Raw genomic sequence first — 24,561 nt, 5'->3', positions numbered from 1 at the left:
TATCGGACATCCGCCCACACCCGGCGGTCATGGACGGAACGCCGGACCACGCGGGAACTCATGACCAAGTACCCCAAATGGCAGATTGCGCGGTAACGTGTGGTCGGGCAGTGTGCTGAGAACCCGCCTCGGCGGGTTCAGGGGTGGATTTGTTGATCATGGGGGTGATCAATCACAGTGATGTCGCATTTGTCCGTGACGTCACCTTTCTCGTGGCAGCAGTATTGGTGCCGTTCGAGCGCCTGAAGCCGAACCAGTCCGCCGCGCGGTCATTGTCGATTGCTTTGCCGGACCGTGGTCAAGTCATTTATCCATGGGGCGAATTCATATTCGCGCGGTTCTAGAGATGGGGGAATTCCGTGGTTCAGGCGAGAGTCGCCGTGGCCGGGGTCGGCAACAACATTTCCGCATTGGTCCAGGGTGTTCGCTACTACGAAGGCCGGTCGGCCGGGGAAGATCCCGAGCTGCCCGGCATCCGCCGGCCGGTGATCGGTGCACTGCGTCCGCACGACGTGGAATTCGTCGCGGCCTACGACGTCAGTCCGGCCAAGATCGGCCTCGACGTGGCCGACGCGATCCTCGCCGGCAAGAACAACTATCCGCGGCTCGACGTCACCTTGCCCGCCACCGGAGTGTGCGTCGAACCCGGTATCCGCGAGCACGACCCGGACGCCGACGTGCGGCGGGTGACCGAATCACTCCGCCGCAGCGGCGCCGAAGTGCTGGTGTACTCGCTGCCGACCGGGTTGCAGTGGGCCGCGACCGCCTACGCGACCGCCGCGGCGGCGGCCGGGGTGGCGCTGGTCAACTGCACGCCGGAGCTGGTCTCGCGGGACCAGCGGATGCTCGACGCGTTCGTCGCCGCGGGTGTTCCGGTGCTGGGCGACGACCTCGCCTCGCACTTCGGGGCTTCGATCGTGCACCGTTCGCTGCTGGCCCTGCTCCGGGAACGCGGCATCACCCTGGACCAGACGTACCAGATCAACATCGGCGGGAACGAGGACTTCCGGAACCTGCGTGAGCACGGCGAGAGCAAGAAAGCGTCCAAACTGAACGCCATCGCCCAGGACGGGCTCTCGCTGGACCGGGTCGACATCATCCCCTCCGGCGGCTACGTCGCCGGGCTGCGCGACCAGAAAGTCGCCTACGTCAGCCTGGACGGCATCGGCTGGGCGGGTACCCCGGTGAACCTGGAACTGCGGTTGCGCGTCCAGGACTCCAGCAACGCGGCGGGCGTGATCATCGACCTCGTGCGGATCGCGGTGGCCGCCCGGCGGATCGGGTTGAAGGGCTTCGTCCCCGCCGCGGCCGCCCTGCTCAAGTCCCCGCCCGACGGCCACGGCGCGTATTCGCAGTCCGCGGTGAACACCTCGTTCGAAGAACTGGACGCGGCCGCGGAAAGCCGGAGCGCGGCGGAATGAGCATCGCCCGCTGGGAAAAGGTCGACGACCACCCGGGATACCGCGGGATGTGCGAGGTCATGGTGAAGCGGGCCGAACTGACGGCCGGCTGCCGGGTGCTCGACGTCGGGACGGGCACGGGGATCGTGCCGTCGGTCATCGAGGAGCACGGCCCGGCCGGGGTCGCGGTCACCGCGCTGGACCCCGACGAGGGCATGCTCGCCTTCACCCGGGCCCACCGGAAGACGGTGCACGCGACCTACCGCTGCGGCTTCGAGGAGATGACCGGCGTCGTGCCGGAACGGGGGTTCGACCGGGTCTTCGCCGCGAACTCCCTGCACCTGGCGGAAAGTGTGCCGGACGCGGTGCGGTCGGTGGCCGCCATGCTGGCGCCGGGCGGCCTGTTCGCCCTGCTCAGCGGATACTTCGACGGGGCCGTCAGCGCAAGCGCGGTGCCCGTGTACGCAAAGGTGCTTCGCGGCGCCATGAAACGGATGGCACGCGCCGGCGTGACCGGGGTGCGGCTCGACCGCTTCGCGGCCGGGCGGCTCCAGCTGAACCGGGCGGATCTGCGTTCGTGGCTCGGTGCGGCCGGATTCACCACGCTCGCCGAAGAAGTGCTCGCCTTGTCGTTCGACCAGGAACTGGCCGAGGCGACGGTGGGCTCGGAGATGTTCGCCTCGGGTGTCTTCACGGGTGTCGACCCGGAGGTGGCCGGGCCGGCGTTGATCGAGTCGGTGCGCGAGGTCGCGTCGAAAGTGGACCTCGCCGGCGTCCGGCGCGACTACCTGCTGGTGGTGGCGCGGCGGGACGGCGGCCAAACTCAGGGGCAGGAGAACGGACGATGAGCAACGTGGTTGATGTCGTGCTGGACGCCGTGCGTTCGGTCGGCAATCTGGACGCCGGCGCCGAGGTCCGGCTGGACGCCCGCCTCTTCGACAGTGAGGAGCTGGGCATCGACTCGATCGGGGCGCTGGAGATGCTCACCATCCTCGAACGCGAGCTCGACCTGGACATCGACGACGACGAGCTGAGTTTCGAGCGGCTTGTGACCGTCCAGGACGTCATCGACCTGGTCAACGAGCTGATCGCCGCGCCGGCCACCGCCGTCGACTGAACCGGACCGGTGAGTGAAGGGGGCGGGGGCCGTGCAACCGATAGCCGTCACCGGCTTGGGCGTCGAATCGTGTGTGGGCAGTGATCTGGACGGGTTCTGGTCCGCGGTGCGCTCCGGCCGGTCGGGACACCGGGCGCTGCCGGGAGAGCTCGCCGAGGCATCGGGGTGTGCGGTGGGCGGGGTGGTCGACTTCGAGGAGCCCGACGTGGTGGGTGGCTCCGAACTGCGCCGGATGTCGCGGTTCCAGCAGATGCACCTGGCGGTCGTCCACAAGGCGCTGGTGGACGCCGGCGTCAAGGACTGCGCCGGCCACGCGCTCGTGTGCGGCACGTCGCTCGGCGGCTTCTCCGAGATGCCCGGACTGTTCTCGGTCCGGGACGGGGTGTGGCGCAGCACCGATCGTCTCGCTCCGCTGAAGATCCTCTCGCACACGCCCGCCACCGTGACGGCCCAGTTACTGGGTTTCGGCGGCCGCTGCCTGACGATCGGCACCGCGTGCGCGGCGTCCACCGACGCGATCGCGCTCGCGTGCGACCACATCGCGCTCGGCCGTGCCGAACAGGTCGTGGCGTCGGGGGTGGAGTGCTGGATCTCGAGCCTGGCCCTGCGGTCGTTCAGCAGGCTGGGCGCGGTGAGCAAGCGATCGGGCGAAGAAGCCGCGACAGCGAGCCGTCCCTTCGACGTGGACCGTGACGGTCTTGTGCCGGCCGAAGGCGCGGCCGCGCTGCATCTGGAATCGGTCGGCTCGGCCGTGTCACGGGGAGCCCGCATCTACGGACTCATCGTCGGCACCGGGTCGACCTGCGACGCCCACCACCCGACCCGGCCGTTGCCCGGCGGGCAGCAGGCCGCACAGGCGATCCGGCTCGCCCTGTCGGACGCCGGGATCGCACCGTCCGATGTGGACCACGTGGACACGCACGGCACCTCGACCAAGGACAACGACCCGGTCGAAGCGCTCGCCATCCGTGCCGCACTGGGCGACCGGGCCGACCAGGTCACCTTTTCGGCGGGCAAGTCGATCTTGGGACACACGCTCGGCGCGTGCGGCGCGCTGGAGACGGCAGCGGCACTGCTGGCGCTCCGGAACGGGTTCGCGCCCCCCATCGCGAACCTGCGCCGCACCGACCCGGACTGTGGCATGGACCTGGCCGGGAGGCACGGGATCACCAGGGACATCCGGGTGCTGCTGAAGATCAACCTGGGCTTCGGCGGGCACAACAGCGCGCTCGTCCTGCGGTCGGCGCCCGGCGAAGTGGCCGCCGCGTGAGCGGGAACGACAGCGCCGTGTCCATTTCGGTGCTCTCCGATGAGACGTTGCGTAGCGCCGGCCAGTCCCTGCCCGCGGTGATCGACCTCGATCTGCACGGCCGGGACGGAGGCCGTGCGCTGGCCCGGCTGCCGGTGGCCGACCGGCTCGCCGCCGTCGCCCGGAAGTTCGGCAACATCAGCGCGAAGGTCGCCAATCGCGAGATCCGGCTCCCCTCCCCGGACCTGCTGCCGGACCGGCTGCGCGCGGCGGTCGACGCGCACGGCGGGCACCGCGCGATGGCGGATTCGATCACGTGGCTGGTGCGGCACCGGGCGAGCGGGCTGCTCCGGACGTTGGCGGAGTTCGAAGGGACGAACGAATTTCCGGCGCGGGGCGACACACCGTCGGCAGCCGGCGGACCGGCGCTGCTCGTCACCCCCCACATCGGGCCGCTGTTCGCGGTCCCGCTGCACATGGCGCTGCTGGGGGGCCGCGTGGTGATGCCGGTCTACCGGAACCAAAGCCCGCAGGGCGCGCCTTTCCTGCTGCTGTCCAAGATCGCCGATCTCCTGGATTTCCCTCCCGGCGCCGCGATCCGCCTGCTCCCCGTCCCCAACCCGTTCGTCGGCCGCTTCCTGCACACAGCGGTTCGCCGCGGGTTCTCGATGGTGTGGCAGCCGGACACGGCGGTCGGCGCCGACGTGTCCCGGAACACCGCCGAACTGCCGCTGTTCGGCCTGCGCAGGAACGTTTCGGTGCTGCCCTACGAGATGGCACGCCGGCACGGGCTGCGGGTCGTGCTCGGCTATTCGGTCCTGACCGAAGCGGGCACCGTGCGTTTCGAGTATCGGGAGCTGACTCCCCCGACGGACGACGCACAAAGTTTCTTCGACCATCTCGCTCCCGCCGTGGAGGACGTCATCACCCGGCACGTCGATCAGTGGTCGCAGCTGCGCTACTTCCCCGACGTGTGAACCGCGGCGATTCGCCGCCCCCGACGAAACAGCGCGGAACTTCCGCCGAAAGGAGAGTCGTCGATGCGTGAGCCGGCCGACGTGTTGTCCTGGACCGAGGACCCGCGACCCGACCAGGGCATCAGTTTTCTCGGTTCCGACGGCTGGGACTTCTGGTCCTACCAGCGGCTGGCCGAGAGCGCCGGCCTGATGGCGGGCGCGCTCGCCGGATCCGGTGTCGAGCCGGGCGATGTCGTCGTGGCCGTGCTGCCGTCCGGCCCGCAGTTCGTGGTGACGTTCTTCGGCGCGATGCTGGCCGGCGCCACCGTGTCGCCCGTGGCACCGGCGGCCGTCTGGCACCAGAGCGGTCAGTACAACGCCCACCTGACCCGGGTGCTCGGCGTCGCCCGCCCGAAGAAGGTGGTGACCGAAGCGAAGAAAGTCGCGCAGTTCTCGGATGCGGTCACCGCCGCGGGCAGCGAGCTGGTCAGCTACGAAGACTTGCTGGCGAGCGGCGAGCCGTTCCGGACCGAGCCGGCCGAGCTGGCCTTGCTGCAGCTGACGTCCGGTTCCAGCGGGAACCCCAAGGGCGTCCGCGTGTCGAGGCGCGCGTTGGCGAGCAACATGCGGGCGATCCACCACTGGCTCGACCTCGGCGACCGCCCCCGCTCGGCGCATTGGATGCCGTTCCACCACGACATGGGGCTGATCGGGGGGTTGCTGATGCCGGCGGCCCACCAGGCCGACTGCTGGAGCCTGCGGCCCGGTGACTTCGTGCGGGACCCGCTCGCCTACCTGCGCTGCTTCGGCGAGGCGGGGGGCGCGGAAATCGGCACCATGCCGAACTTCGGGCTGGACCAGGTGATCAGGCGGGTCACCCCCGACCGGCTGTCCGGAATGGACTTTTCCTCCTGGCGGTCGGTCGTCGTGGGCGCGGAACGGCTGGATCCGGTGGTGTTCGAGCAGTTCACCGCCTTGCTGGCGCCGTTCGGGTTCGAGCGGTCCGCGTTGACGCCCGCATACGGCCTGGCCGAAGCCACGCTCGCGGTCAGCGGCCTGACCCGGCGGCGCGAGCCGCGCTACGTCCGGCTGGACGAAGAGGGCCGGGCCGTGGACACCGGCGGCACACCCGGTGCGCTCGTCGGCTGTGGCACGCCGGTCGAGGGCGTCGACGTCCGCGTCGTGGACGACGACGGCAACCCGGTACCGGAAGGCACGGTCGGTGAGATCGTCGTGTCGGGCACGTCCCTGGCGGACGGGTACGTCTCGAACGTGGCGGATTCGGCGTCGTTGACGGCGTTCGCCGGTGCGGAGCTGAAGACCGGCGACGCCGGGCTGCTGCTCGACGGCGAGCTGTTCCCGGTCGGCCGGCTCGGCGACAGCATGAAGGTCCGCGGGCGGGCCTTGTTCGCCGAAGACCTCGAAGTGGCACTGCGTGAACTGGGCATGCCCGGTCACGCGGTCGCGGTGCTGCTGGGCAGCCGCGGGACCGAGCCGGTCGCGGTCGCCGTGCTGGAAGAGGTGCCCGAGGACATGGTGGCGCGGGTGACCAAGCTGCTGGCACACCTCACCGCGGGCGTCGCGATCGACGTCGTCCGCGGGCCGTTCCGCACCATCGAACGCACCACGAGCGGCAAGCCGCGGCGCCGGACCATGTGGCAGCGGTACCTCGCGGGCGAGCTCCTCCCCCTCGACGCGGGGACGCCGGGATGACCACACGGACCGGCTTCCAGGTGCTCACCGAGCGACGGCTGGACTGGGACTCGCTGCCGCTTCGCCTGCTGGCCAAAGGGAACCGCAAGTTCTGGAACCCCGCCGACCTGGACTTCGCGCAAGACGCGTCCGACTGGACCCGGCTCCCGGAGTCCTACCGGCGTGCGCTGACCTTCCAGGTCGCCATGTTCGTGGCGGGCGAGGAAGCGGTGGCGACCGACATCCAGCCCTTCGCGCGGGCGATCTCGGCCGAAGGGCGGCTGGGCGATTCCCTGTACCTCACCCAGTTCGCCTTCGAGGAAGCGCGGCACACCGAAGTGTTCTGCCGCTGGCTGAACGCCGTCGGGCTGACCGAGGACCTGCACGGCTACGTCGCGGGCAACCCCGGCTACCGCGAGATCTTCTACCGGCGGCTGCCCGCGGCCCTGCACGCGCTGGACGACGATCCTTCGCCGGCCAACCAGGTGGTCGCCTCGGTGATCTACAACCACATCGTCGAAGGCACGCTCGCCCTCACCGGCTACTTTTCGTTCGGGGTGTTCTGCCGCAGCCTCGGCATCCTGCCCGGCATGGCCGAGCTGATCCGCCTCATCGGCGAGGACGAGCGCCGGCACATGGCCTGGGGAACCCACACGTGCCGCCGGCACGTCGCGGCCGACCGGGCGAACTGGGCGATCGCCGAGCGGACCTTCGCCGAGCTGCGGCCGGCCGCGATGTCCGCGCTGGACTGGGTGTTCGACCAGATGAACGACACGCCGTTCCGGTTCGGCAGGCGGGTCACCAAACAGTTCGCACGCGGCCGCGTGGAACGCCGGCTGCGCGCGATCGAAGGTGCGGTGCGCGGGAACGACGCCCCGGAGGACGCCTCCCCGTTCTCGCCCGAGGACCTGGAGGACCGGTTCGCCGAAGACGACGCCGAGGCGGCGAACCGGGCCGAGCGGTTGCTGGGGGCGGCCGCGGGGTTGCCGTCGAGGACCCGCGATGGCCGCTGAACGCCCGGGCCGGGCGGGAATCCGTGCCGTGCTGCCCGGCTACTGGCTGGTCGTCCGGCTCAGCTTCCGGCACTGTCCGCTGGCCAGCAGCGCGCTGGCGCTGTGCGCCGTGCTCACCGCCGTCCTGCCCGCGGCCTTCGTCGTCCTGATGGCCGTGCTCGCCGGCCGGGTGCCGGGCGTGGTGCGGGCCGGCCTGGACTCCGCCGAAGCGACGCAGCTGTGGCGCACGTTCGCCGTGGCCGCCGTGGTCCTGGTGAGCGCCATGGTCGTGGACGTCGCGGTCGATTCGATCGGCTCGATCGTCGCCGTCCGGCTCACGTACTCGTTGCAGCGCAGGCTGGCTTCGTCGCTGAACCGTCTTCCCGACGTGAGCCACCTCGAGCTTCCGGAAGTGACCACGGGGCTGGCCATCGCCCAGGGCGCGCTGACCAACTTCGCGCCGGCCGAAGCGCCGCTGATGCTGCTGCGGATCATGAGCGACCGGCTCAGCGGCGTCCTCGCCTGCGCCATCGTCGCGACCTGGCACTGGTGGCTCGGGCTCCTCCTGCTCGGCGCATGGCAGGCGGCGCGGGTCCCGCTGCGACGCATCATCGCCCGCCAGACCGTCGCCCTGCAGCAGGACGCCGCGCTGGTGCACCGCGCCCGCTACTTCGCCCGGGTGGCCGGTGCCGCGGAGTTCGCGAAGGAGGTCCGGGTCTTCCGCCTGGCGAACTGGCTGATCGACCGGTACCGCGCCCTCTGGCTGGATGGGATGCGCGAGGTGTGGCGCTCGCGCACCGGGCTGACCCGGGTGGTGCTGGGCATCGGCGCCGCGATGGCCGTGGTGTACCTGCTGGTGTGCTGGCTGCTCGCGGACGCCGCCCTGAAGGGCGAGCTGAGCCTGACGCGGATCGGGTTGCTGGTGCCGTCGTTGCTGCTGACCTCCGCCGTCGGCGGGATCTCCTACCACGACATCGCCCTGGAATGGATGTCCGACGGGCTGCGGCGCCTGGAAGGGCTCGACGCCCGGCTGGGCCGGGCCGCCTCGGCGCTGTCCGGCACCCGCCCGGCACCGGCCGAGGTACGCACCGCGATCGAGTTCTCCGGGGTGCGGTTCGGCTACCCGAAGGCGAAGAAGGCGGTCTTCGACGGGTTGTGCCTGACCATCCCGGCCGGCCGGTCGACCGCGATCGTCGGGACCAACGGGGCCGGGAAGTCCACGCTGGTCAAGCTGCTGGCCCGGCTCTACGAGCCGGTCGACGGACGCATCACCGTGGACGGCGTCGACCTGAGGGAGCTCGACGCGGGTCAGTGGCAGCAGCGCATCGCCCTGATCACCCAGGACTTCCTGCGCCTGCCCCTGTCCGTGCGGGACAACGTCGCCCTGGGCGGGGCCGTCGCGGCCGACGAACGGGACGTCCGGGCCGCGCTGGCCAGGGCCGGCGCCGCCGCGTTCGTGGCCGGGCTGCCGGACGGCACCGGCTCCAGGCTTTCCGCCTCCTACCCCGGCGGCGTCGGCCTGTCCGGCGGCCAGTGGCAGCGCATCGCGCTGGCGCGTGCCATGTTCGCCCTCGGGCAAGGGGCCACGGTACTCGTGCTCGACGAGCCGACCGCGGCTCTCGACGTCCGGGCCGAGGCGGATTTCTACCGGGACTTCCTCGACCTCACCCGGGGTGTGACCACGGTGCTCATCTCGCACCGCTTCCCGACCGTGCGGCTGGCCGATCGCATCCACGTGCTGGGCGAAACCGGCGTCGCGGAGAGCGGCACCCACGACGAACTGGTCTCCGCCGGAGGCCACTACGCGGAAATGTTCCGGCTCCAGGCCGGCCGGTTCGCCGTGGAGTCGCCGTGAGCCGGTCTCCCGGGAACCTGCGGCTGCTCGACGAGCTCAGCCGGGGTACGGCGCCGCGCTGGACGTGGGCGGCCACGACGGTAGGTGTCGCCGGCGCGCTCAGCCTGTCGCTGTACCCGTTCGGGTTGCGGATGTTCACCGACGGCTTCCTCGCCGACGACCGATCGGCGGTGGTGCTCGGCGCGATCCTGATGGCCCTGCTCTACGTCACGGGCTGGGTGTGCGGCGGTCTCGGCGCCAACCTGGTCGCCGGGCTCACCGAGCGCGCCGGCATGCAGCTGAGGTGCCGGATCGCCGGCCTGATCAACTCGGTGCCGGGCATCGAGCACTTCGAGCGGCCCGGCTACCTGCGGCACCTGGAGCTGGTGCAGGAACGGGTGAAGCTGCTCTCGGGTTACCCCCGCCAGGCCATCGCGCTGCTCGGAGTGGTGGTGCGGCTGGCCGTGGTCGTGATCCTGCTGGCCACCGTGTATCCGCCGCTGGCCGCGCTCGCGTTCGCCGGCCTGATTCCCTACTTCGCCGACCGCGTCGCCGAACGGCCGCAGCGACGCCTCGACGACGCCCTGCGGGAGCAGCGACGGCTCGCCGACGACCTGTTCACGGTGACCGTCACGCCCGCATACGGCCCTGAACTGCGGACTTACCGGGCCGCGGACGACTTGCTGCGCAGGCATCTCCGCCTGTCGGACCGGATCACGCGCGGAACGGCCGTGGGTGCCGCCGCGTCGGGCTCGCTGCGCGCGCTCGGCTGGGTGATCTTCGCCGGCTTGTTCCTCGCCGGGATCGCCCTGGTCATCGTGCGCGCCGCCGAGGGCGAGACCAGCCTCGGGCAGCTGCTCATGACGATCGTGCTGGTGCGCCGGGCTCAGGTCCAGTTCGCGCAGATCGGCGAGACCGTCGGCCGGCTGGGCACCATCTCGTCCACCGTGCACAGCCTCCGCTGGCTCGAGGACTACGCGACGCGGGCGGGCGCTCGGGCCTCGGACGCGGCCGGCCGGCTGCCGTCCTCGCTGCGTTCCGGCATCGAACTCCGGTCCGTGACCTTCGGGTTCGACCGGACCCGGCCGGTCCTGCGGGACCTGGACCTGCGCATCCCCGCGGGCACGACGGTCGCGATCGTGGGCGAGAACGGCGCGGGCAAGACCACGCTGGTCAAGCTGCTCGCCGGGCTGTACCAGGCGGATGACGGCACCGTGCTCGTGGACGGCGTCGACCTGGCCACCGTGCCGGCCGCGACCTGGCACGACCGCATCTCGGTGGCCTTCCAGGACTTCGCGCGCTACGAGCTCACGGTGGGGCAGAACGTCGGCGTGGGCGACCTGCCCCGGCTCGACGACGAGAACGCCGTCCGCGCCGCCCTGGCCCGCGCGGACGGGAGCGGTCTCGCGGCGACGCACCCGGCCGGCCTCGACGAGCACCTCTCCGGCGGCACCGGGCTTTCCGGCGGTCAGTGGCAGCAGCTCGCCCTGGCCAGGGCGATGATGCGGGACGCCCCGGTGCTGCTGATGCTCGACGAGCCGACCGCCAGTCTCGCACCGGCCGTCGAAGAGGCGCTGTTCGAGAACTACACGAAGAGCGCACGGCGGCTGGCCCGCGAGCACGGCACGGTCACCGTGCTGGTGTCCCACCGGTTCGCCACCGTCCGCACGGCCGACCTCATCGTGGTGCTGCGCGACGGGCGGATCCACGAAATCGGCGGCCACACGGAGCTGGTGGCCCGGGACGGCTACTACGCCGAGCTCTTCCGCATGCACGCGGCCATCCACGGCCGGTCTTCGCCGCCCCCATCCCCTGGCGCGCTGCCGGACGCGCCGCTACGCCCAGCCGGACACGACGGAGGAAGCTGATGTCCCAGAACGGTGCTGTCATCGAAGCGGTCGTCTTCGACGTCGGGGAGACGATCCTCGACGAGACGTGGGAGTACGGCGCCTGGGCCGACTGGCTCGGAGTGCCCCGGCAGACCTTTTCCTCGGTGTTCGGTGCCGTGATCGCGACCGGCGGGGACTACCGGGACACCTTCCAGCGCTTCCGCCCGGGGTTCGACCTGCACGAGGAACGCAAGAAGCGGGCCGAACTCGGCGTCCCCGAAGTGTTCACGGCGGACGACCTCTACCCGGACGCGATCGGCTGCCTGTCGGCACTGCGCGCGCTCGGCGTCCGCGTCGGCCTGGCCGGCAACCAGACCGCCCGCAACGAGCGCACGCTGCACGGTCTCGATCTCCCGGTGGACTTCATCGGCACGTCCGAGAACTGGGGCGTGGAGAAGCCGAAGGACGCGTTCTTCGAGAAGGTCGTCGAGGTCGCCGGGGTACCCGCCGAGCGGATCCTCTACGTCGGCGACCGGCTGGACAACGACGTCCGGCCGGCGCAGCGGTGCGGTCTCGCCACCGCGTGGATCCGCCGCGGCCCGTGGGGATACATCCTGCGGGACACCGAGACCTCCCGGCACTGCCGGTTCGTGCTGGACACGCTCACCGACCTGCCGGTGCTGCTGGCGAACGCGAACCGGGGCTAGGCGACCATGGCGACCACCGAGCAGCCGGCGTCCGCGGCCCGCAAGCACTCGCCCGCACTCGACGGGCTGCGTGCCGGGGCGGTGCTCTCCGTGATCCTGTTCCACCTCGGCCTGTTCCAGCCCGGCTGGCTCGGGGTGCCGGTGTTCTTCGTGCTCAGCGGGCACTTCATCACCCGGACGCTGCTGCAGCAGCCCGGCGCGCCCCGCGGACCGCGGGCCAGGGACTTCTTCCGGAACCGGGCGTTGCGGCTGGTTCCGCTCTACCTGGTGTTCTGCGTGGCGCTGACCGTGCTGGCCGCGTGCGGCGGCGGTGGCCGGTCGCTGCCCGGCGACCTGCCCTACATCTGGACCTGGACCTACAACGTCCGCCCGCTGCTGCCCGGTTACACGCCGAACGCGTTGCTGCTCTACAACCACGTCTGGTCGCTCGGCGTCGAGGTGCAGGTCTACCTGTTGTGGGCGCCCCTGGTGCTGTGCCTGTCCCGGCGTTCACTGGCGCGGGTCATGCCCGCCCTGGTGCTGGCCGGCCCGGCGGTGCGGGTGCTGGTCTGGCTTCTCCTGATCGCGGCCGGTTTTTCCGGCGGGCGCGCGGTGCAGGGTGTCTACCTGCTGCCGTTCTCCTACCTCGACGCCTTCGCGGTGGGCGCGTGCGTGGCGCTGCCGGAGGTCCGGGCGAAGCTGCCCCGGCCGGCCGTGGTCGTCACGGTCGCCCTGGGGGCGCTGCTGGTCGTCTCGCTCGTCTCCGTGGTGACCGGGTTCGGCCGGGCACACCGGGTGCCGGCGGACCTCGGCTGGCCGAACATGCTGGGCGCCGGCGCCGGCTGGATCTGGCAGTACTCGCTGATCGCGTTCGCCGCGGGGGCCGTCACCTACGCCTTGAGCACACCAGGTCGCGCCGCTCGTGCCGTGGGGTGGGCCCCGCTCGCCTGGATCGGCAAGGTGTCGTACGGCGCCTACCTGATCCACGTGCCGTTGATCGGGCTCGCCCTCGTCCTGCTGAGCCAGCGCGGCGGCGGGCGATCCTCCGGTGCGGGGGCGCCCGGTCCGGTGTCCCTCGTGGTGTTCCTCGCCGTCCTGTTCGGCCTCACCGCCATCTCCTACCGATGGCTGGAACTGCCGTGGCTGCGCCGCAAGCGCAACGCGCTGTCCCCGGTGACGCCGGCCGAGCCGGACCACGAAGAGGTCGCCTCGTGACAGGGACGCGTTCGCGAACCCGGCGGTGGCGCAACTGGGCCGGTACCGAATCGTGTGCGCCGGGCACGACCGTCGCCGCGCGGCACGAAGACGACATCGTCGCCGCGGTCCGGGCCGCCGCGGACCGTGACCACGAGATCCGGGTGACCGGGTCGGGACACTCGTTCAACGCGATCGCCTGTACCGGCGGCGTCCGGCTGGACCTCAGGCGGCACCGGGGGATCGTCTCGATCGACCGGGACGCCGGCGAGGTGACTGTCCGGGCCGGCACCACGATCGGCGCGCTGAACACGGCGCTGCACCGGGCCGGGCTGGCCGTCGCCAACCTCGGGCACCTCGCCGGGCAGACCCTGGGCGGCGCCATCTCCACGGGCAACCACGGCAGCGGCCGGACCCACCCGCCGCTGGCCGGGGAGGTCACCGCCGTCCGGCTCGTGCGGGGGGACGGCGGCGTGGTGAACCTGACCTCCGCCGGCGGTGACCCGTTCCGCTGCGTCCGCACCGCGCTCGGCGTGCTCGGGGTGCTCAGCGAAGTGACGCTGCGGGTCCGCCCGGCGTTCCGGCTCCGGGTCACCGAACGGCCCGAACCCCTCGCCGCGGTGCTGGAGCGGTTCGCACAGTGGCCGGAGGAGGCCGAGCACACCTACTTCTCGTTCGGGCCGGACGACACCGAAGTCCACATGCGACACATGTCGCCGGTGCCGGACGAGCCGTCACCGCGAGCCGGCTTGATCCGGTTCGCCGGCACGGTGGCCCAGGTCCGCACGGCGGCGAAGCGGGCCGGGAGGATTCCGTCCCGGGACTACGTGACCGACAGCCGGCACGCGTTCACGGTGTGGGAACCGGCGCGGTTCACCGCGTGCGAATACGCGTTCCCGCTGGCGGGCGGCCGTGAGGTGCTCGTCGCGGTGCGCGATGCCCTGGCCGGCCACGAGCCGAGGTCACCGTACCCGTTCACCGTGCGGGTGTCCGCGGCGGAGGACGCCGCGCTCAGCCTGGCCGCCGGACGGCCGACGATGTACCTCAACTTCGCGGCGCCGAACACCGCCGGAGACGTCGCGGTGCTGCGCCGGTTCGACGCCGCCTGCCGGGCGCACGGAGGCCGCCCGCACTGGGGGAAACGGCACTTCGCCACCGCCGGGGACATCCGGGATCGCTATCCGGGGTGGGAGCTGTTCCAGCGGGTCCGGGCCGTCATGGACCCGGACGGGCGATTCGTCAACGACCATCTGCGCCGCGTGCTCGGGATCACCGGAGCCGGCCGGACCGGGAGGAAACGATGAACAAGGAAGCGGCGGTCGCGGTCGCGACCGAACTGGCCCAGCGGATCACGGCCGCGTTCCCCGAGGTGTCCGCGGTGTGCCTCGGCGGCAGCATCGCCTACGCCGCGGACACCGTCGATTCTTTCTCGGACCTCGACATCTTCGTGTACTGGCACGCGGAACTGTGCTCGCCGGACGAGTTCGCCGCACGGTGGTCGGCCGCGTTCGGCACCCGGACCCCGGTGCGGCGGCGCGAGTACTTCCTCGAACACCGGCACCTTTCCCACGGGCTCGACATCGACCTCAAGCACATGACCGTGGACCGGGTCCGGCGCTTCGCGAGCCAGGAACCGAACCTGGACGAGCTGTACCTGGAGAAGATCCATTCCCTCTACCACTACCTGGTGCTGGCCGAGGTGCCGGGAAGCGAGCTCCGGACGATCATCGACCGCGCGCGGGCCCGGCTGACCGCCGACGCCCTCGGCATGGCCGGGTACGCGCTGGAGACCTACGGGAAGCAGGTGTACTCGGCGATCAAGCAGGGCGTTCTCCGGGAAGAGCCGATGGCCGCCGAGGACTGCTTCGACGCCGCGCTGCACACCCTGGTCCAGCTGGCGTACCTGCAGAGCGGCCAGTGGCCCCCGCCGTACAAATGGCGGCTGGCCGCCACGCGGGGCGCCTGCCTCCCGGAGTGGGACTCCCTCCACGACGCGGTCGCCGAGCTGCGCGCCAAGCGCGGCGAGCCCCTGGTGGAGCGGCTGATCACCCTGCGGAAGGTCGAGCGGGCGGTAGCGGGCGGTTACCGGCGCCCTCCGTGGTCGGCGTTCACCGGGGACCACTGGTGGTGGGCGGGTCTGCGTCCCCTGCTCGGCAACGGGGTGTTCGTGTGACCGCTTCGGCAGCTTTCGCATGACAGGTGAAGCCCATTCGCACATCGAGGAAGGGACGACCATGACCCAGACGGGAACACCGCGGCGGACCACCGGCCGCGACGCCATCGAGATCACCTTGTGCGCCCTGTTCACCGGTTCGGCCGGCAGCGGGGTGATCGGGCTGTACGACGACTACTTCGCCCGCGGGGGGACCAAGGACAAAGCGGCCGAGCTGACCGAGCGGATCAACGCCCACTTCGGCACCGACCTGCCGGCGGAGCTCCTGGTCGAACACCCCACGGTGGACGAATACGCGAAACTCGTCCGCGTCCGGACGCCCGAGCCCGTCACGCCGTGCACGGTGCTGCTCAAGGACGGCCCGCTGGACGTCCCGCCACTGTTCTGCACGCACCCCATGCCGGGCACGGTGTTCAAGTACATCTCGCTCGCCAACGCCTACCGCGGAGCGCGGCGGCTCTACGGGATGCAGTGCTACGGCCTGGAGCCGCACCGCGAACCCGACCGGACCATCGAGCAGATGGCGGCCCGGTACATCGCCGAGATGCGCGTCCTGAACCCCGACGGCCCCTACCACCTGCTCGGTTATTCGCTGGGCGGGAAGATCGCCTTCGAAATGGCCAGGCAGCTGCTGGCCGAGAACCTCCCGCTGGGCATGGTGGCCTTGGCGGACGCGTCGATCGGCGTACCCCCCAAGGGTTTCGCCGCGGAGGGCGCGGACGGCCAGGTGCGCCTGGGGAAGCTGCGGATCGGCCTGGAACTCGGCGAAGAGGACGAACAGCGTCTCCGCGAAGTCGAACCCGCCGCGCGCGTGGCCGCCATCATGGCGATGGCGAAGGCGAAGGGCACGCTCCCCGCCGACTACTCCGCGGCTTCGCTGAACCGGATGCTGGAGATGTACGACTACACCCTGGCGGCGGCCGCCGCGTACGACCCCGGCCGGCTGGACGCGGACGTCGCGTTCTACCGCTGCTCCGAGCGCCCCGGCGCGGTGGACTACGGCTGGGGGGAACACTTCCGGTTGCGCGGCGAAGTACTGGTGCTGCCCGGCGATCACGAACAGGTGTTCCGCGGCGACAACGGCCCGGTGGTGGCCGAAGATCTGGAACGCCGCATTTCCGAGTGGGAAGCCGGTTGCGTGTCCGGGCTTTCGCATGGCTAGACTGGCCGCGCCGATCGACGAGGAGGAAGCGTACGGTGAAACTGCTGGTCACGGGTGGCGCGGGCTACATCGGGAGCGTGGTGACGCGGGCCCTGCTGGCGTCCGGGCACGAGGTCGAGGTGCTGGACGACCTGTCGACCGGTCACCGCCAGAGCGTCCCCGGCAGCGTGGTGTTCCACCAGATGTCCGTGCACGACGCGGCCCGCGTGCTGACTCCCGAAGCGGGCTTCGACGGGGTGCTTCACTTCGCCGGCCGGATCGAGGTCGCGGAGTCCGTCGCCCGGCCGGACATCTACTGGGACGTCAACGTGCGCGGCTCCCTCGCGCTGCTGGAGGCGATCCGGGCGGCCCGGGTCCCCCGGATGATCTTCTCGTCGACGGGTTCGATGTACCGGGCCGACGGCGACGAGAAGCTCGCCGAGACCGCCCGGGTGGAACCGCGCAACCCTTACGCGGCCAGCAAGCTCATGGTCGACCTGATGTTGTCCGCGGAGGCCACGGCGTTCGGTCTCGGGGCGACGAGCCTGCGCTACTTCAACGCGGCGGGCGCCGTCGACGAGCTCGGGGAACGGCACGATCCGGAAAGCCACCTCATCCCGATCGTGTTGCAGGTCGCCGCGGGCAAGCGGGACCGGCTGCAGATGTACGGCGACGACTACCCGACCCCGGACGGCACGTGCGTGCGCGACTACATCCACGTGGCCGACCTGGCCGCGGCGCACGTCCTGGCCCTGGAAGCGATCGAGCCCGGACGCCACGAGATCTACAACCTCGGCAACGGCAACGGCTACACCAACATGCAGGTGGTCGAAGCGGCCCGCGAGGTCACCGGTCACCCGATCCCGGTGGTCGTGGCCCCCCGGCGCGACGGCGACGCGGTGACCACCGTCGCGAGCAGCGAGAAGGCGCACAAGGACCTGGGCTGGAAGCCGGCCAAGCCCGAACTGCGCGACATCGTCGCCGACGCCTGGGCCTTCCACACGAACCACCACTGAACCGCGGGCGCGGCGCCGGCGCGTCGATCACCGGTGTTCTTCGGCCCAGGGCAACAGCTTCCGCTCGAGGAAGGCGAGCCCGTGGAATGGACAGTGAGAAACCCTCGACGGTCTCGACGAGTGACTAGGCTCTGCCGGTGCTGGAGACCCGATCGTGGACGACTGGGCCAGCGCGGCGGGTGCGGTCGCTGTGTTGCAGCGAACCGCACCCGGCTCGTCGCATACGTGTGGTGATCTCGAAGGCCCGCTCAGCTCAGCGACAGGGCGAATTCGACGTACGGCCCGGTCCGTTCGGTGCCGGCGGCGGGGACCAGTACGCCGCGCACGCCTCCGGACGGATGGTGTTTCCGCTCGGCAGCCCAGGCGAAGAGGGCGCCCACGGCGACCTCGACCTGAGATCCGGCGGCCCACCGGCCGGGCGTCTCCTGGCGGACGAACGCTTCCCGGTGGGCGGGCTCTGTGCGCAGGGTCAGATCGGGGAAACCGGCCGCGATCTCGGCGGCTCGGTCCTCCGGGACGGGCCAGCACCATTCCACCGGGCCGTCGCTGTCGCCGCTCACCTCCCCGTGATAGATCACGAACGGCGCGCCGGCCATCCCCTCGACGCGCGGCACACCGCCGCGGCGCAACCGGTGGATGAACAGTTCCCGCGTCAGGGATTCCAGTTCGTCCTGATGCACCCTGCTGATCCGGCTGAGCAGGCTGCGTTCGGGGATGTCGCGGACAGTGACCTCGTACATGCCGGGCTTCTTTCCTTGAAGGTGATCAACGAGGCGGCCCACCAGAACGCGCCGGGCGGAGTGCTCGGCTTCGGCGTCGGCCCAGTGGCCCCTGATCGCCTCGATGGCCGATGCCGGGTCCAGGGCCAGGATGTCCCTGATCCGGGCAAGCGGGACTTCGGCCCGGCGAAGCGAGGCCACCAGGCGCGCGTGGTCCAACTGCGTGACCGCGTACCAGCGATATCCGGTTTCCGCGTCGACGTGAGCCGGCACCAGGAGGCCGAGTTCGTCGTACAGCCGCAGTGCCTTGGCCGACAGCCGTGACAGCCGTGAGAACTCGCCGATGCTGACCATGTTCATGGAGGCTCCTCGTGCCGGGCGGGGCGCCCGGTCACGACCACTCTGGGGCTTCCCCGAAGGTGAAGGTCAACCCTCGGCGGATTCGGCGAGCCGGGCACCGGCGGCCGTGCTCGGAAATGTCGGGGGACGGCAGCTCGAAGCGAGTTCCCGACTGAGGACGGAGCACGCTTACGTGGCGGGATGGTCGGCCCACCGCCCCCTCTTGGGGCCGGCGAACCACTCCGCGCCGCGGCGGGCCAAGTCCTCGACCGTCGTTCCGGCCACCGGGACGACCAGACCGTCGGGCCCCGTCAGGTCGATCAACGCCTCTTCGGCCCGCACTCCGTCGTCCCAGTTCAGGCAAGACGGGCTCCAGCCGCCGCGGATACCGCGCTCGTCGAAGTCGAGGCGCAGGGTGGCACGAACGGCGCGCATCTCGATGAAATCCAAGGACACCAACAGCCAGGGACTGCCGTCGTCATCGGCGTGCAGCCAGTAGTCCAACCCCGGAACCAGCGAATTCAGCGACCTCGCGAAAGCAAGTTCCGCGCCGGTCGGTTGACCCCCGCGTTGTCCGCCCCAATCGATGCTCTCTGTCGCCACCGGTGAAAGCCTAACGTCTCGGGCCTTGGCCCTGCCGTAAGTCGTGGCAGCCGGGGTGGGCGTCGTCATCGCCGGCAACACCCGAGGTCATGCATGCGGCCAGGTTTGTCCACGATCGCCGAGCAAGCAGGAGCTGGATCGCGTTCTGACACGATGTTCGGACCCGTGTCACCTCGCTCGGCGGAAAGGTGGTCTCAGTGCCCGGTCTGGTCGAACTGGCCTACACCACCGGTGGGGGCGTCGTCGGTGCGGTGCTGACCAACTACTTCGCCAAGATCCAGGAGCGGCGCCAGTTGCGCGCTGAGGTCTATCGCCACCTGGCCAAGGTGCGAGAAATCAGCGGCGGTATCCGCAGTATCGAGATCGGCGCGGCCCCACGGCCGTCCGGCGACGACCGCCGGCCATCCATCGCCGTCGAGCTGGGTGTCACCGCGCTCCTGGGTGACGGTACCGACGCTCATCATGCACTGCGTGCCGCGCTCGCCGACCTGCTGACCGCTGTCCTCGTCGCCGGCATGCCGCGCCGGGTGGCCGACTTCGCCGGGGGTGCTCACGAGCGCCTCTTCGAAAGCACGCTGATGGTGACGATCGACCGCCACATCGGCGGCGTGCTCGGTGCCGAATCGGATCGGCTTGTCCGCGCGACCCAGGAGTACCAGGCGGCCGCCACCGGCCTACTGCTGGAAGTGCTCTGGCGCCCCTGGCGGACACGCCTACGGGTACGCCGCCGCATCATCGCACTGCGCACGGAGGTGGAATTGCTGCATCGGCAGCAGCAGTCGGCAATGGTGGTGCTCACGCAGGCAGAACACACCAGCATGCTGTACGGGCGGCTCGACCCAGCCGGACGGCGCTGGGAAGCGTGGGGTCTGAAGGACAAAGGCCCGGCAAGCTAGCCATGTTCGTGGCCGCGGCTGAGGGAAGTCGACCCAACGCCGGAGCGACTTGCGAGAGCCCACCGCACCTGTCTCGCGGACCGCCACGGTGGGGCGAGGGATACGCGCTCGTCGGCATGAGCGCGCCTATCTCCAGGGGTGGAACCAGGTCGCTGCGGCAAGGTTCCCGACCTGCTTTCGTGGAGAGCCCGGCCAAGGCGCACGGTGCGTCCCGCCGTCGCGAGGTGAGGGTGGCAGCCCGGTCGAGCACGCCGGGCGGGTTCAATACAGGTCGAGGAGGACGAGTGTGCTCTCTTCGGTGGTGGCGTGCCCGGTTTCGATGAGGTCGGCGGCGCGGGCGAGGAACGCGGTGAGCGATGGCGCCAGCGGCTTGCCCAGGTCCGGCACGTTGGGGCGGCAGGCGACCTGGCCGACGGTGCCGCGTTCGCCCGGGTCCAGGTCCAGGAAGTAGCAATCGCCCTCGAACGCGAGGAACGGCAGCCAGGACTCCGACCACACGGTCCACCGGTAGTAGGCGGGTTGTTCGACGGGGGTGGCCAGGTCGCCGACGGCCTCGGTCAGCATGCGGTGTATCCCGACCATTTCGTCGACGGTGAGGAAGTGGTGGAAGTTGAGCGGGCCGTAGAGCTGGCCGGGGTCGTGCTGGCCGGCCGACGCGCGGAGCAGCGCGCACAGGTCGTCCGGGAGGGCGAGGCCGGTTTCGGTGGCGAGCCGGTCGAGGTCGTGATCGGTCGCGCCGGGCAGGAAGGGCGCGGTGCCGGGGAGCAGCCGTTCGATGATGTCTCGCAACCGCGTGAACTCGCGAGCGGTAGGGTTCATGACGGCCAGTCTGCTGGATGGGGTTCGCCTCCTTCGAGGGCGTGCGGCGAACGACCGGTCGGCGGTATGAGCGGACGTCTGCCCGACTGCGACTGCCGGCGTTGTGCCGATCCAGGATTCGGACGTGACGTGAGCGCGGCTCACTTGTAACTGCGTCCGAGCACGTGATGCGACGCCGAGGGTGCTGGCCGTCAAAACGGGTCAGCCCCAGGGGCGAGCAGGGTGGCGATGGCGATCAGCGCATCTCGGACGGAGAGTGGCACGCGAAGGCTCCTCAGTACGTGGTGACGAGGCGACGAACGATAGCCCTGGCACCCGCCGGCCGGGGACGGAAGCCGTCACTTCCCGCGTGAACATCTTCGCGAAGTCATCCGGTATGAAGCCAACCTCGCCCTGCTCTACGGCGACAGACCGGTTTGCCGGCCCCCACCGTGCGGTCGTTGCGAAGCCGGCCGGCAGCGGTGCTGAATATCCGCTCGTCGGCAGAAGAGGATGTTCGAGCGGTGTGGTGTGACTTCAGGTAGACGGGAACAGGTCGCCGCGTCTGGCGAAGCGGGCAGGCGGTCCGCGTGTCGTGCCTGGGGCGCGTTCGCGTGCGTTGTGAGCGGCGCGAGTTTCCGCGGTCCGTACCGGGTGTCCTGATGCCGGCTGGTCAGCGATGCCTGTCGTGGTGGCTGGTTCCGCGCAGGCGGGCCGCGGCCCGTTCGTGCCGATCGGTCGCCGAGCGCAGGAATCGCACGATGGCGTCGAGTTCGGCGTCGCTGAACTTATCGAGCTCCGCGTGGGCCTCTGCCAGCCGGTCCCGCAACGAGTCGGTGACGATCCGGACGGCATGTTCGGTCGGCACGACCAGCACCCGCCTGCCGTGTGCCGGGTCGGGTTCCCGGCGTACGTAGCCGGCCTTGATCAACCGGTCGACCAGCGCCGTCATCGAGCCCGGCGTCAAGCCCAGCATCCGGGCCAGCCGGCCGGAAGGCAGCGGTCCGTGCCGGAACGCCAGGTCCAGGCAGCGCAGGTCGGTGCGATGCACACCGAGGTGGTCGGCCAGCGCCTGGTCGTCGGCGTCGATGGCGGCCTGCAGGTCGGCCATGGCCGCGCCGAGTGCGGCGGTCACCGCCTCACGATCGGGCATGTCGGCCAGTATAGTGTTTGATCGTCAAACATTATGGAGGTGTCGTGCTCGCGAAGACCATGGCCGTCGTAGCCGCGCTCGTGCTCGCGGCGGTCCCCACGCCCGCGACCGCCGCACCGGGTCTCGCCTGGGCGTCCCGCCCGCAGCCGCAGGCCGCGAAATACCACGCGGAATGCGCCACTCTCGTCAGCGGCGGGGTGACGCTCACGCTGCTGCGGATACCGTCGACCGGGCCCTCGCAAGGACCGGTCCTCGCCGACTCGCAGGAGATCGACGGCTACGGTGGCAGCCAGATCGACTTCTTCCTCAGGCACGGCGACAACTACCTGGCCCGGCTTCCGCGGACCCACCGCACCCACGACATCGTCCTGGCCGATCCCCGTGGGCTCGGTGGGAGCACGCCGGTGCGCTGCCCGACGTCCGCGCACGACCCCGCGCTGCCCGAGTTGCCCGCCACGCCACGGGATACCGCGCAGATCGCCGCGCACGGCTGGGCGGTGTACGTCCGCTGCGCCGCCGCCACCGGCCCGCTGATCGCCCGCACCGGCCTGGCCGAACAGGCCGACGATCTCGAAACCGTCCGCACGGCCCTCGGCGCGCCCCGGCTGGACTTCCTCGGCCAGGCGACAGGCGCCGAGCTGGCGGTGGTGTACGCCGCGCGGCACCCGGCCCACGCGGGCCGGATCGTCCTGGACACCGCGATCGACCCGTTCCTGCCGGCCGCCCGGCGGGTGCTCGACGTGGCACGCGCCGAGGAGACTGCGTTCACCCGGTTCGCCGCCTGGTGCGCCGGAGCGCCCGATCGGTGCCCCCTGGCCGGCCAGGACGTCCCGGCCGTCCTCGACGAAGTCGTCACCCGCGGCGTGCCCGGCCTGACCGGCGACGAGGTGCGCATCGCCGTCGGGCAGTTCCTCCTCGGCTACCCCGTCGCCTGGCCCGGCATCGCCCACGCGCTCGCCGCAGCGCGCGAAGGCGACGGCAGCGAGCTCGCGCCCTACGCCGCGCTGACCTACACCGAACCCGACTACACGGCCAGCCACGCCCAGACCTGCGCCGATCACCCGAGCACCCCCGGCCGCCTGGCCGGACTCGCCCAACGTGTCCACGCGCTGGCACCGCACACCGGCGGCATCTCACTGCACTGGGACGCGCTCGTGTCGTGCACCGGCTGGCCGGACGGTCCGAGCCTGACCGAACGGCTGCCCGGCCGTCTCGCCCCGGCAACACCGGTTCTCGTCACCGCCACCGAGGACGACCCCATCAACCCGTCGGCATGGACCGCCGACATCGGAGCGCGGATCGCCGGATCCCATGTATTGATCGCGCCCGTAGCCGGGCACGGCGCACTGGACAACGCACCATGCGCGGCAGACGCGATCGACAGCTACCTGGCGACCGGCGCGCTGCCCTCCGACGAGGAATGCCGCAGCGGAGCCGGAAACCCTTCCCCGCCGCCCAGCGGAGACGCCCTTTCCGTTGATTTCGCTACGATACTCGCAATGAACAGCCCGCACACCGGCATGAGCGAGCGCAAGAACGCCTGGCGGTCAAGGCCGCAACGGGCGGCCACCGGGTGAGGTGATCCTGGCCTTCTCTACGGTCCAGGGCTTCCAGGTCGGAGATCGCGCGCTGTATGCGGCAGAAGAGGATGTTCGGCAAGGCGCGGAGTGGGACTGACGCCGGTGGCGGCCGAGCCTGCTCGGACGAGCAAACCCGCGACAAGGCGAGGTTGTCACGGGTGGACTGGTGGCCTCGTCCGCGGCCGCGTGCGGGCGCTGTCAGTCCTCTGTGGATGGTGTTTCCGCGGCGAGCAGCAGAAGCTTTCCCGTTGTGCGGCGTGATTCGAGGTCACGGTGTGCCTGAGGCGCCTGTGCGAGCGGGTAGCGCCCGCCCACTGCAACAGTCAGTTTCCCCGAGGCAATCATCGTGAAGAGATCCGCGGTGTGGTTCAGCAGTTCGCTCCGGGTGGTGATGTGGTCGTGGAAGACCGGGTAGCAGATTTTGATGCTGCGCGGGAGTTCCTGCATGCCGATCTTCGGGACTTTCCCGATGAAAGGGCCGTAGTAGAGCAGGGTGCCGTTGCGGCGCAGGGCATGCATGGACGCTCGGAAGGTGGACTCGCCGTTGCCGTCGAACACCGCGTGGACACCTTCGCCGCCGGTGACTCGCAGGGCGCCATCGACGAACGCGTCGCCGGTCGAGACGATCACGTGGTCGGCGCCGGCGGCCTTGGCCGGGGCCACCTTCTCCTCGCGCGAAACCACACCGATCACTTCTGCGCCGCGGTGCTTCGCGATCTGGGTGATCAACCGGCCCAGTCCGCCGGCTGCGGCGTGGACGAGGACGACGTCCCCGTCCTGGACCGGGTACACCTCAGTGGTGAAGTGGTGGGCGGTGATGCCCTGCATCATCACACCGGCGGCGGCTTCGTCGGAAATCTCCGGCGGTACGGATACCGCCGATGCCGCAGGGAGGACGATCTTCTTGGCGTAACTGCCGTAGGCGTAGACCCAGGCGACCCGGTCGCCGACCGCGAATCCGGTGACGCCGGCGCCGAGGGCACGGATCACCCCCACCCCCTCGACCCCGGGGACGAAGGGCACCGTTCCGCCCACGGGGCCGTGCCGCCGCACGCCGGTGTCCATGAAGTTGACGCCCGCTACCGTGACGTCGACGAGGATTTCGCCCGGCCCGGGTTCCGGCTCCGGAACCTCCCGCGCGACGAGGACCTCCGGCCCTCCGAGCTCCTCGATGACTATGGCCTGCATGGTTTT

General features: G+C 70.7%; 23 protein-coding genes. 18 read left to right on the top strand and 5 right to left on the bottom strand.

The window, feature by feature from the left end; all coding sequences use genetic code 11:
• Positions 1–143 precede the first annotated feature (143 nt).
• The 16 genes from AB0G28_RS10275 (at position 144) to galE (ending at position 17,279) form a co-directional block, all read left to right on the top strand.
• A complete protein-coding gene (locus AB0G28_RS10275) occupies positions 144–344 on the top strand; it encodes a hypothetical protein (protein ID WP_361085782.1) in 201 nt (66 codons plus the stop codon).
• Positions 345–359: 15 nt separating this feature from the next.
• Complete coding sequence (locus AB0G28_RS10270; protein WP_361085779.1) at positions 360–1,421, top strand: inositol-3-phosphate synthase; 1,062 nt, start codon at positions 360–362, stop codon at positions 1,419–1,421.
• Complete coding sequence (locus AB0G28_RS10265; protein WP_361085776.1) at positions 1,418–2,248, top strand: class I SAM-dependent methyltransferase; 831 nt, start codon at positions 1,418–1,420, stop codon at positions 2,246–2,248. Before AB0G28_RS10270 ends, AB0G28_RS10265 begins: the two co-directional genes overlap by 4 nt.
• The gene (locus tag AB0G28_RS10260; RefSeq protein ID WP_361085773.1) at positions 2,245–2,517 is read left to right on the top strand and encodes a phosphopantetheine-binding protein; all 273 of its coding nucleotides are present in this window, start codon (positions 2,245–2,247) and stop codon (positions 2,515–2,517) included. Before AB0G28_RS10265 ends, AB0G28_RS10260 begins: the two co-directional genes overlap by 4 nt.
• Before the next feature lie 13 nt (positions 2,518–2,530).
• Positions 2,531–3,787, top strand: coding sequence for a beta-ketoacyl-[acyl-carrier-protein] synthase family protein (locus tag AB0G28_RS10255; protein ID WP_361085770.1), 1,257 nt, complete (start codon positions 2,531–2,533; stop codon positions 3,785–3,787).
• The gene (locus AB0G28_RS10250) at positions 3,784–4,743 is read left to right on the top strand and encodes a hypothetical protein (RefSeq protein WP_361085767.1); all 960 of its coding nucleotides are present in this window, start codon (positions 3,784–3,786) and stop codon (positions 4,741–4,743) included. Before AB0G28_RS10255 ends, AB0G28_RS10250 begins: the two co-directional genes overlap by 4 nt.
• Positions 4,744–4,806: 63 nt before the next feature.
• Positions 4,807–6,435: an AMP-binding protein gene (locus AB0G28_RS10245; protein WP_361085764.1), complete on the top strand. Its 1,629-nt coding sequence runs from the start codon at positions 4,807–4,809 to the stop codon at positions 6,433–6,435.
• Positions 6,432–7,427, top strand: a complete 996-nt coding sequence (locus tag AB0G28_RS10240; RefSeq protein WP_361085761.1) for a R2-like ligand-binding oxidase — start codon at positions 6,432–6,434, stop codon at positions 7,425–7,427. The genes AB0G28_RS10245 and AB0G28_RS10240 overlap by 4 nt, the downstream gene beginning before the upstream one ends.
• Positions 7,417–9,261 carry an ABC transporter ATP-binding protein gene (locus AB0G28_RS10235; protein WP_361085758.1) on the top strand — a complete coding sequence of 615 codons (1,845 nt, stop codon included), beginning with the start codon at positions 7,417–7,419 and terminating at the stop codon, positions 9,259–9,261. The genes AB0G28_RS10240 and AB0G28_RS10235 overlap by 11 nt, the downstream gene beginning before the upstream one ends.
• Positions 9,258–11,108, top strand: coding sequence for an ABC transporter ATP-binding protein (locus AB0G28_RS10230; protein WP_361085755.1), 1,851 nt, complete (start codon positions 9,258–9,260; stop codon positions 11,106–11,108). The genes AB0G28_RS10235 and AB0G28_RS10230 overlap by 4 nt, the downstream gene beginning before the upstream one ends.
• Positions 11,108–11,776, top strand: coding sequence for an HAD family hydrolase (locus AB0G28_RS10225; RefSeq protein ID WP_361085752.1), 669 nt, complete (start codon positions 11,108–11,110; stop codon positions 11,774–11,776). The genes AB0G28_RS10230 and AB0G28_RS10225 overlap by 1 nt, the downstream gene beginning before the upstream one ends.
• Positions 11,777–11,782: 6 nt before the next feature.
• A complete protein-coding gene (locus AB0G28_RS10220) occupies positions 11,783–12,970 on the top strand; it encodes an acyltransferase (RefSeq protein WP_361085749.1) in 1,188 nt (395 codons plus the stop codon).
• Complete coding sequence (locus tag AB0G28_RS10215; protein ID WP_361085746.1) at positions 12,967–14,253, top strand: D-arabinono-1,4-lactone oxidase; 1,287 nt, start codon at positions 12,967–12,969, stop codon at positions 14,251–14,253. Before AB0G28_RS10220 ends, AB0G28_RS10215 begins: the two co-directional genes overlap by 4 nt.
• Complete coding sequence (locus AB0G28_RS10210; RefSeq protein ID WP_361085743.1) at positions 14,250–15,122, top strand: hypothetical protein; 873 nt, start codon at positions 14,250–14,252, stop codon at positions 15,120–15,122. The genes AB0G28_RS10215 and AB0G28_RS10210 overlap by 4 nt, the downstream gene beginning before the upstream one ends.
• A 61-nt stretch (positions 15,123–15,183) precedes the next feature.
• Positions 15,184–16,284 (top strand): non-ribosomal peptide synthetase, encoded by a 1,101-nt coding sequence (locus AB0G28_RS10205; RefSeq protein ID WP_361085741.1) that lies wholly within the window; start codon positions 15,184–15,186, stop codon positions 16,282–16,284.
• Between the two features lie 35 nt (positions 16,285–16,319).
• A complete protein-coding gene (galE, locus tag AB0G28_RS10200) occupies positions 16,320–17,279 on the top strand; it encodes a UDP-glucose 4-epimerase GalE (protein ID WP_361085738.1) in 960 nt (319 codons plus the stop codon).
• 248 nt (positions 17,280–17,527) lie between these two features.
• On the opposite strand, the gene AB0G28_RS10195 is transcribed toward galE, so the two are convergent.
• The gene (locus AB0G28_RS10195; RefSeq protein ID WP_361085735.1) at positions 17,528–18,358 is read right to left on the bottom strand and encodes a helix-turn-helix domain-containing protein; all 831 of its coding nucleotides are present in this window, start codon (positions 18,356–18,358) and stop codon (positions 17,528–17,530) included.
• 168 nt (positions 18,359–18,526) lie between these two features.
• On the bottom strand, positions 18,527–18,940 hold the full coding sequence (locus tag AB0G28_RS10190) for a hypothetical protein (protein WP_361085733.1): 414 nt from the start codon (positions 18,938–18,940) through the stop codon (positions 18,527–18,529).
• 197 nt (positions 18,941–19,137) lie between these two features.
• Here AB0G28_RS10190 and AB0G28_RS10185 point away from each other — a divergent pair, with 197 nt between their 5' ends.
• A complete protein-coding gene (locus AB0G28_RS10185) occupies positions 19,138–19,836 on the top strand; it encodes a hypothetical protein (protein ID WP_361085730.1) in 699 nt (232 codons plus the stop codon).
• Positions 19,837–20,097: 261 nt separating this feature from the next.
• On the opposite strand, the gene AB0G28_RS10180 is transcribed toward AB0G28_RS10185, so the two are convergent.
• Together AB0G28_RS10180 and AB0G28_RS10175 are read right to left on the bottom strand one after the other, a co-directional pair.
• Complete coding sequence (locus AB0G28_RS10180; protein WP_361085728.1) at positions 20,098–20,655, bottom strand: SMI1/KNR4 family protein; 558 nt, start codon at positions 20,653–20,655, stop codon at positions 20,098–20,100.
• 652 nt (positions 20,656–21,307) lie between these two features.
• Positions 21,308–21,787 (bottom strand): MarR family transcriptional regulator, encoded by a 480-nt coding sequence (locus tag AB0G28_RS10175; protein ID WP_361085725.1) that lies wholly within the window; start codon positions 21,785–21,787, stop codon positions 21,308–21,310.
• Positions 21,788–21,831: 44 nt separating this feature from the next.
• On the opposite strand from AB0G28_RS10175, the gene AB0G28_RS10170 reads away from it, so the two are divergent.
• A complete protein-coding gene (locus AB0G28_RS10170; protein ID WP_361085722.1) occupies positions 21,832–23,364 on the top strand; it encodes an alpha/beta fold hydrolase in 1,533 nt (510 codons plus the stop codon).
• A 201-nt stretch (positions 23,365–23,565) separates the two neighbouring features.
• On the opposite strand, the gene AB0G28_RS10165 is transcribed toward AB0G28_RS10170, so the two are convergent.
• Positions 23,566–24,555 (bottom strand): quinone oxidoreductase, encoded by a 990-nt coding sequence (locus tag AB0G28_RS10165; protein WP_361085719.1) that lies wholly within the window; start codon positions 24,553–24,555, stop codon positions 23,566–23,568.
• Between the last annotated feature and the right edge of the window lie 6 nt (positions 24,556–24,561).

The organism is Amycolatopsis sp. NPDC021455 (genome assembly GCF_040640995.1).
In the GTDB taxonomy this organism is placed as follows: domain Bacteria; phylum Actinomycetota; class Actinomycetes; order Mycobacteriales; family Pseudonocardiaceae; genus Amycolatopsis.
This window is presented reverse-complemented; position numbering and strand designations above follow the sequence as displayed.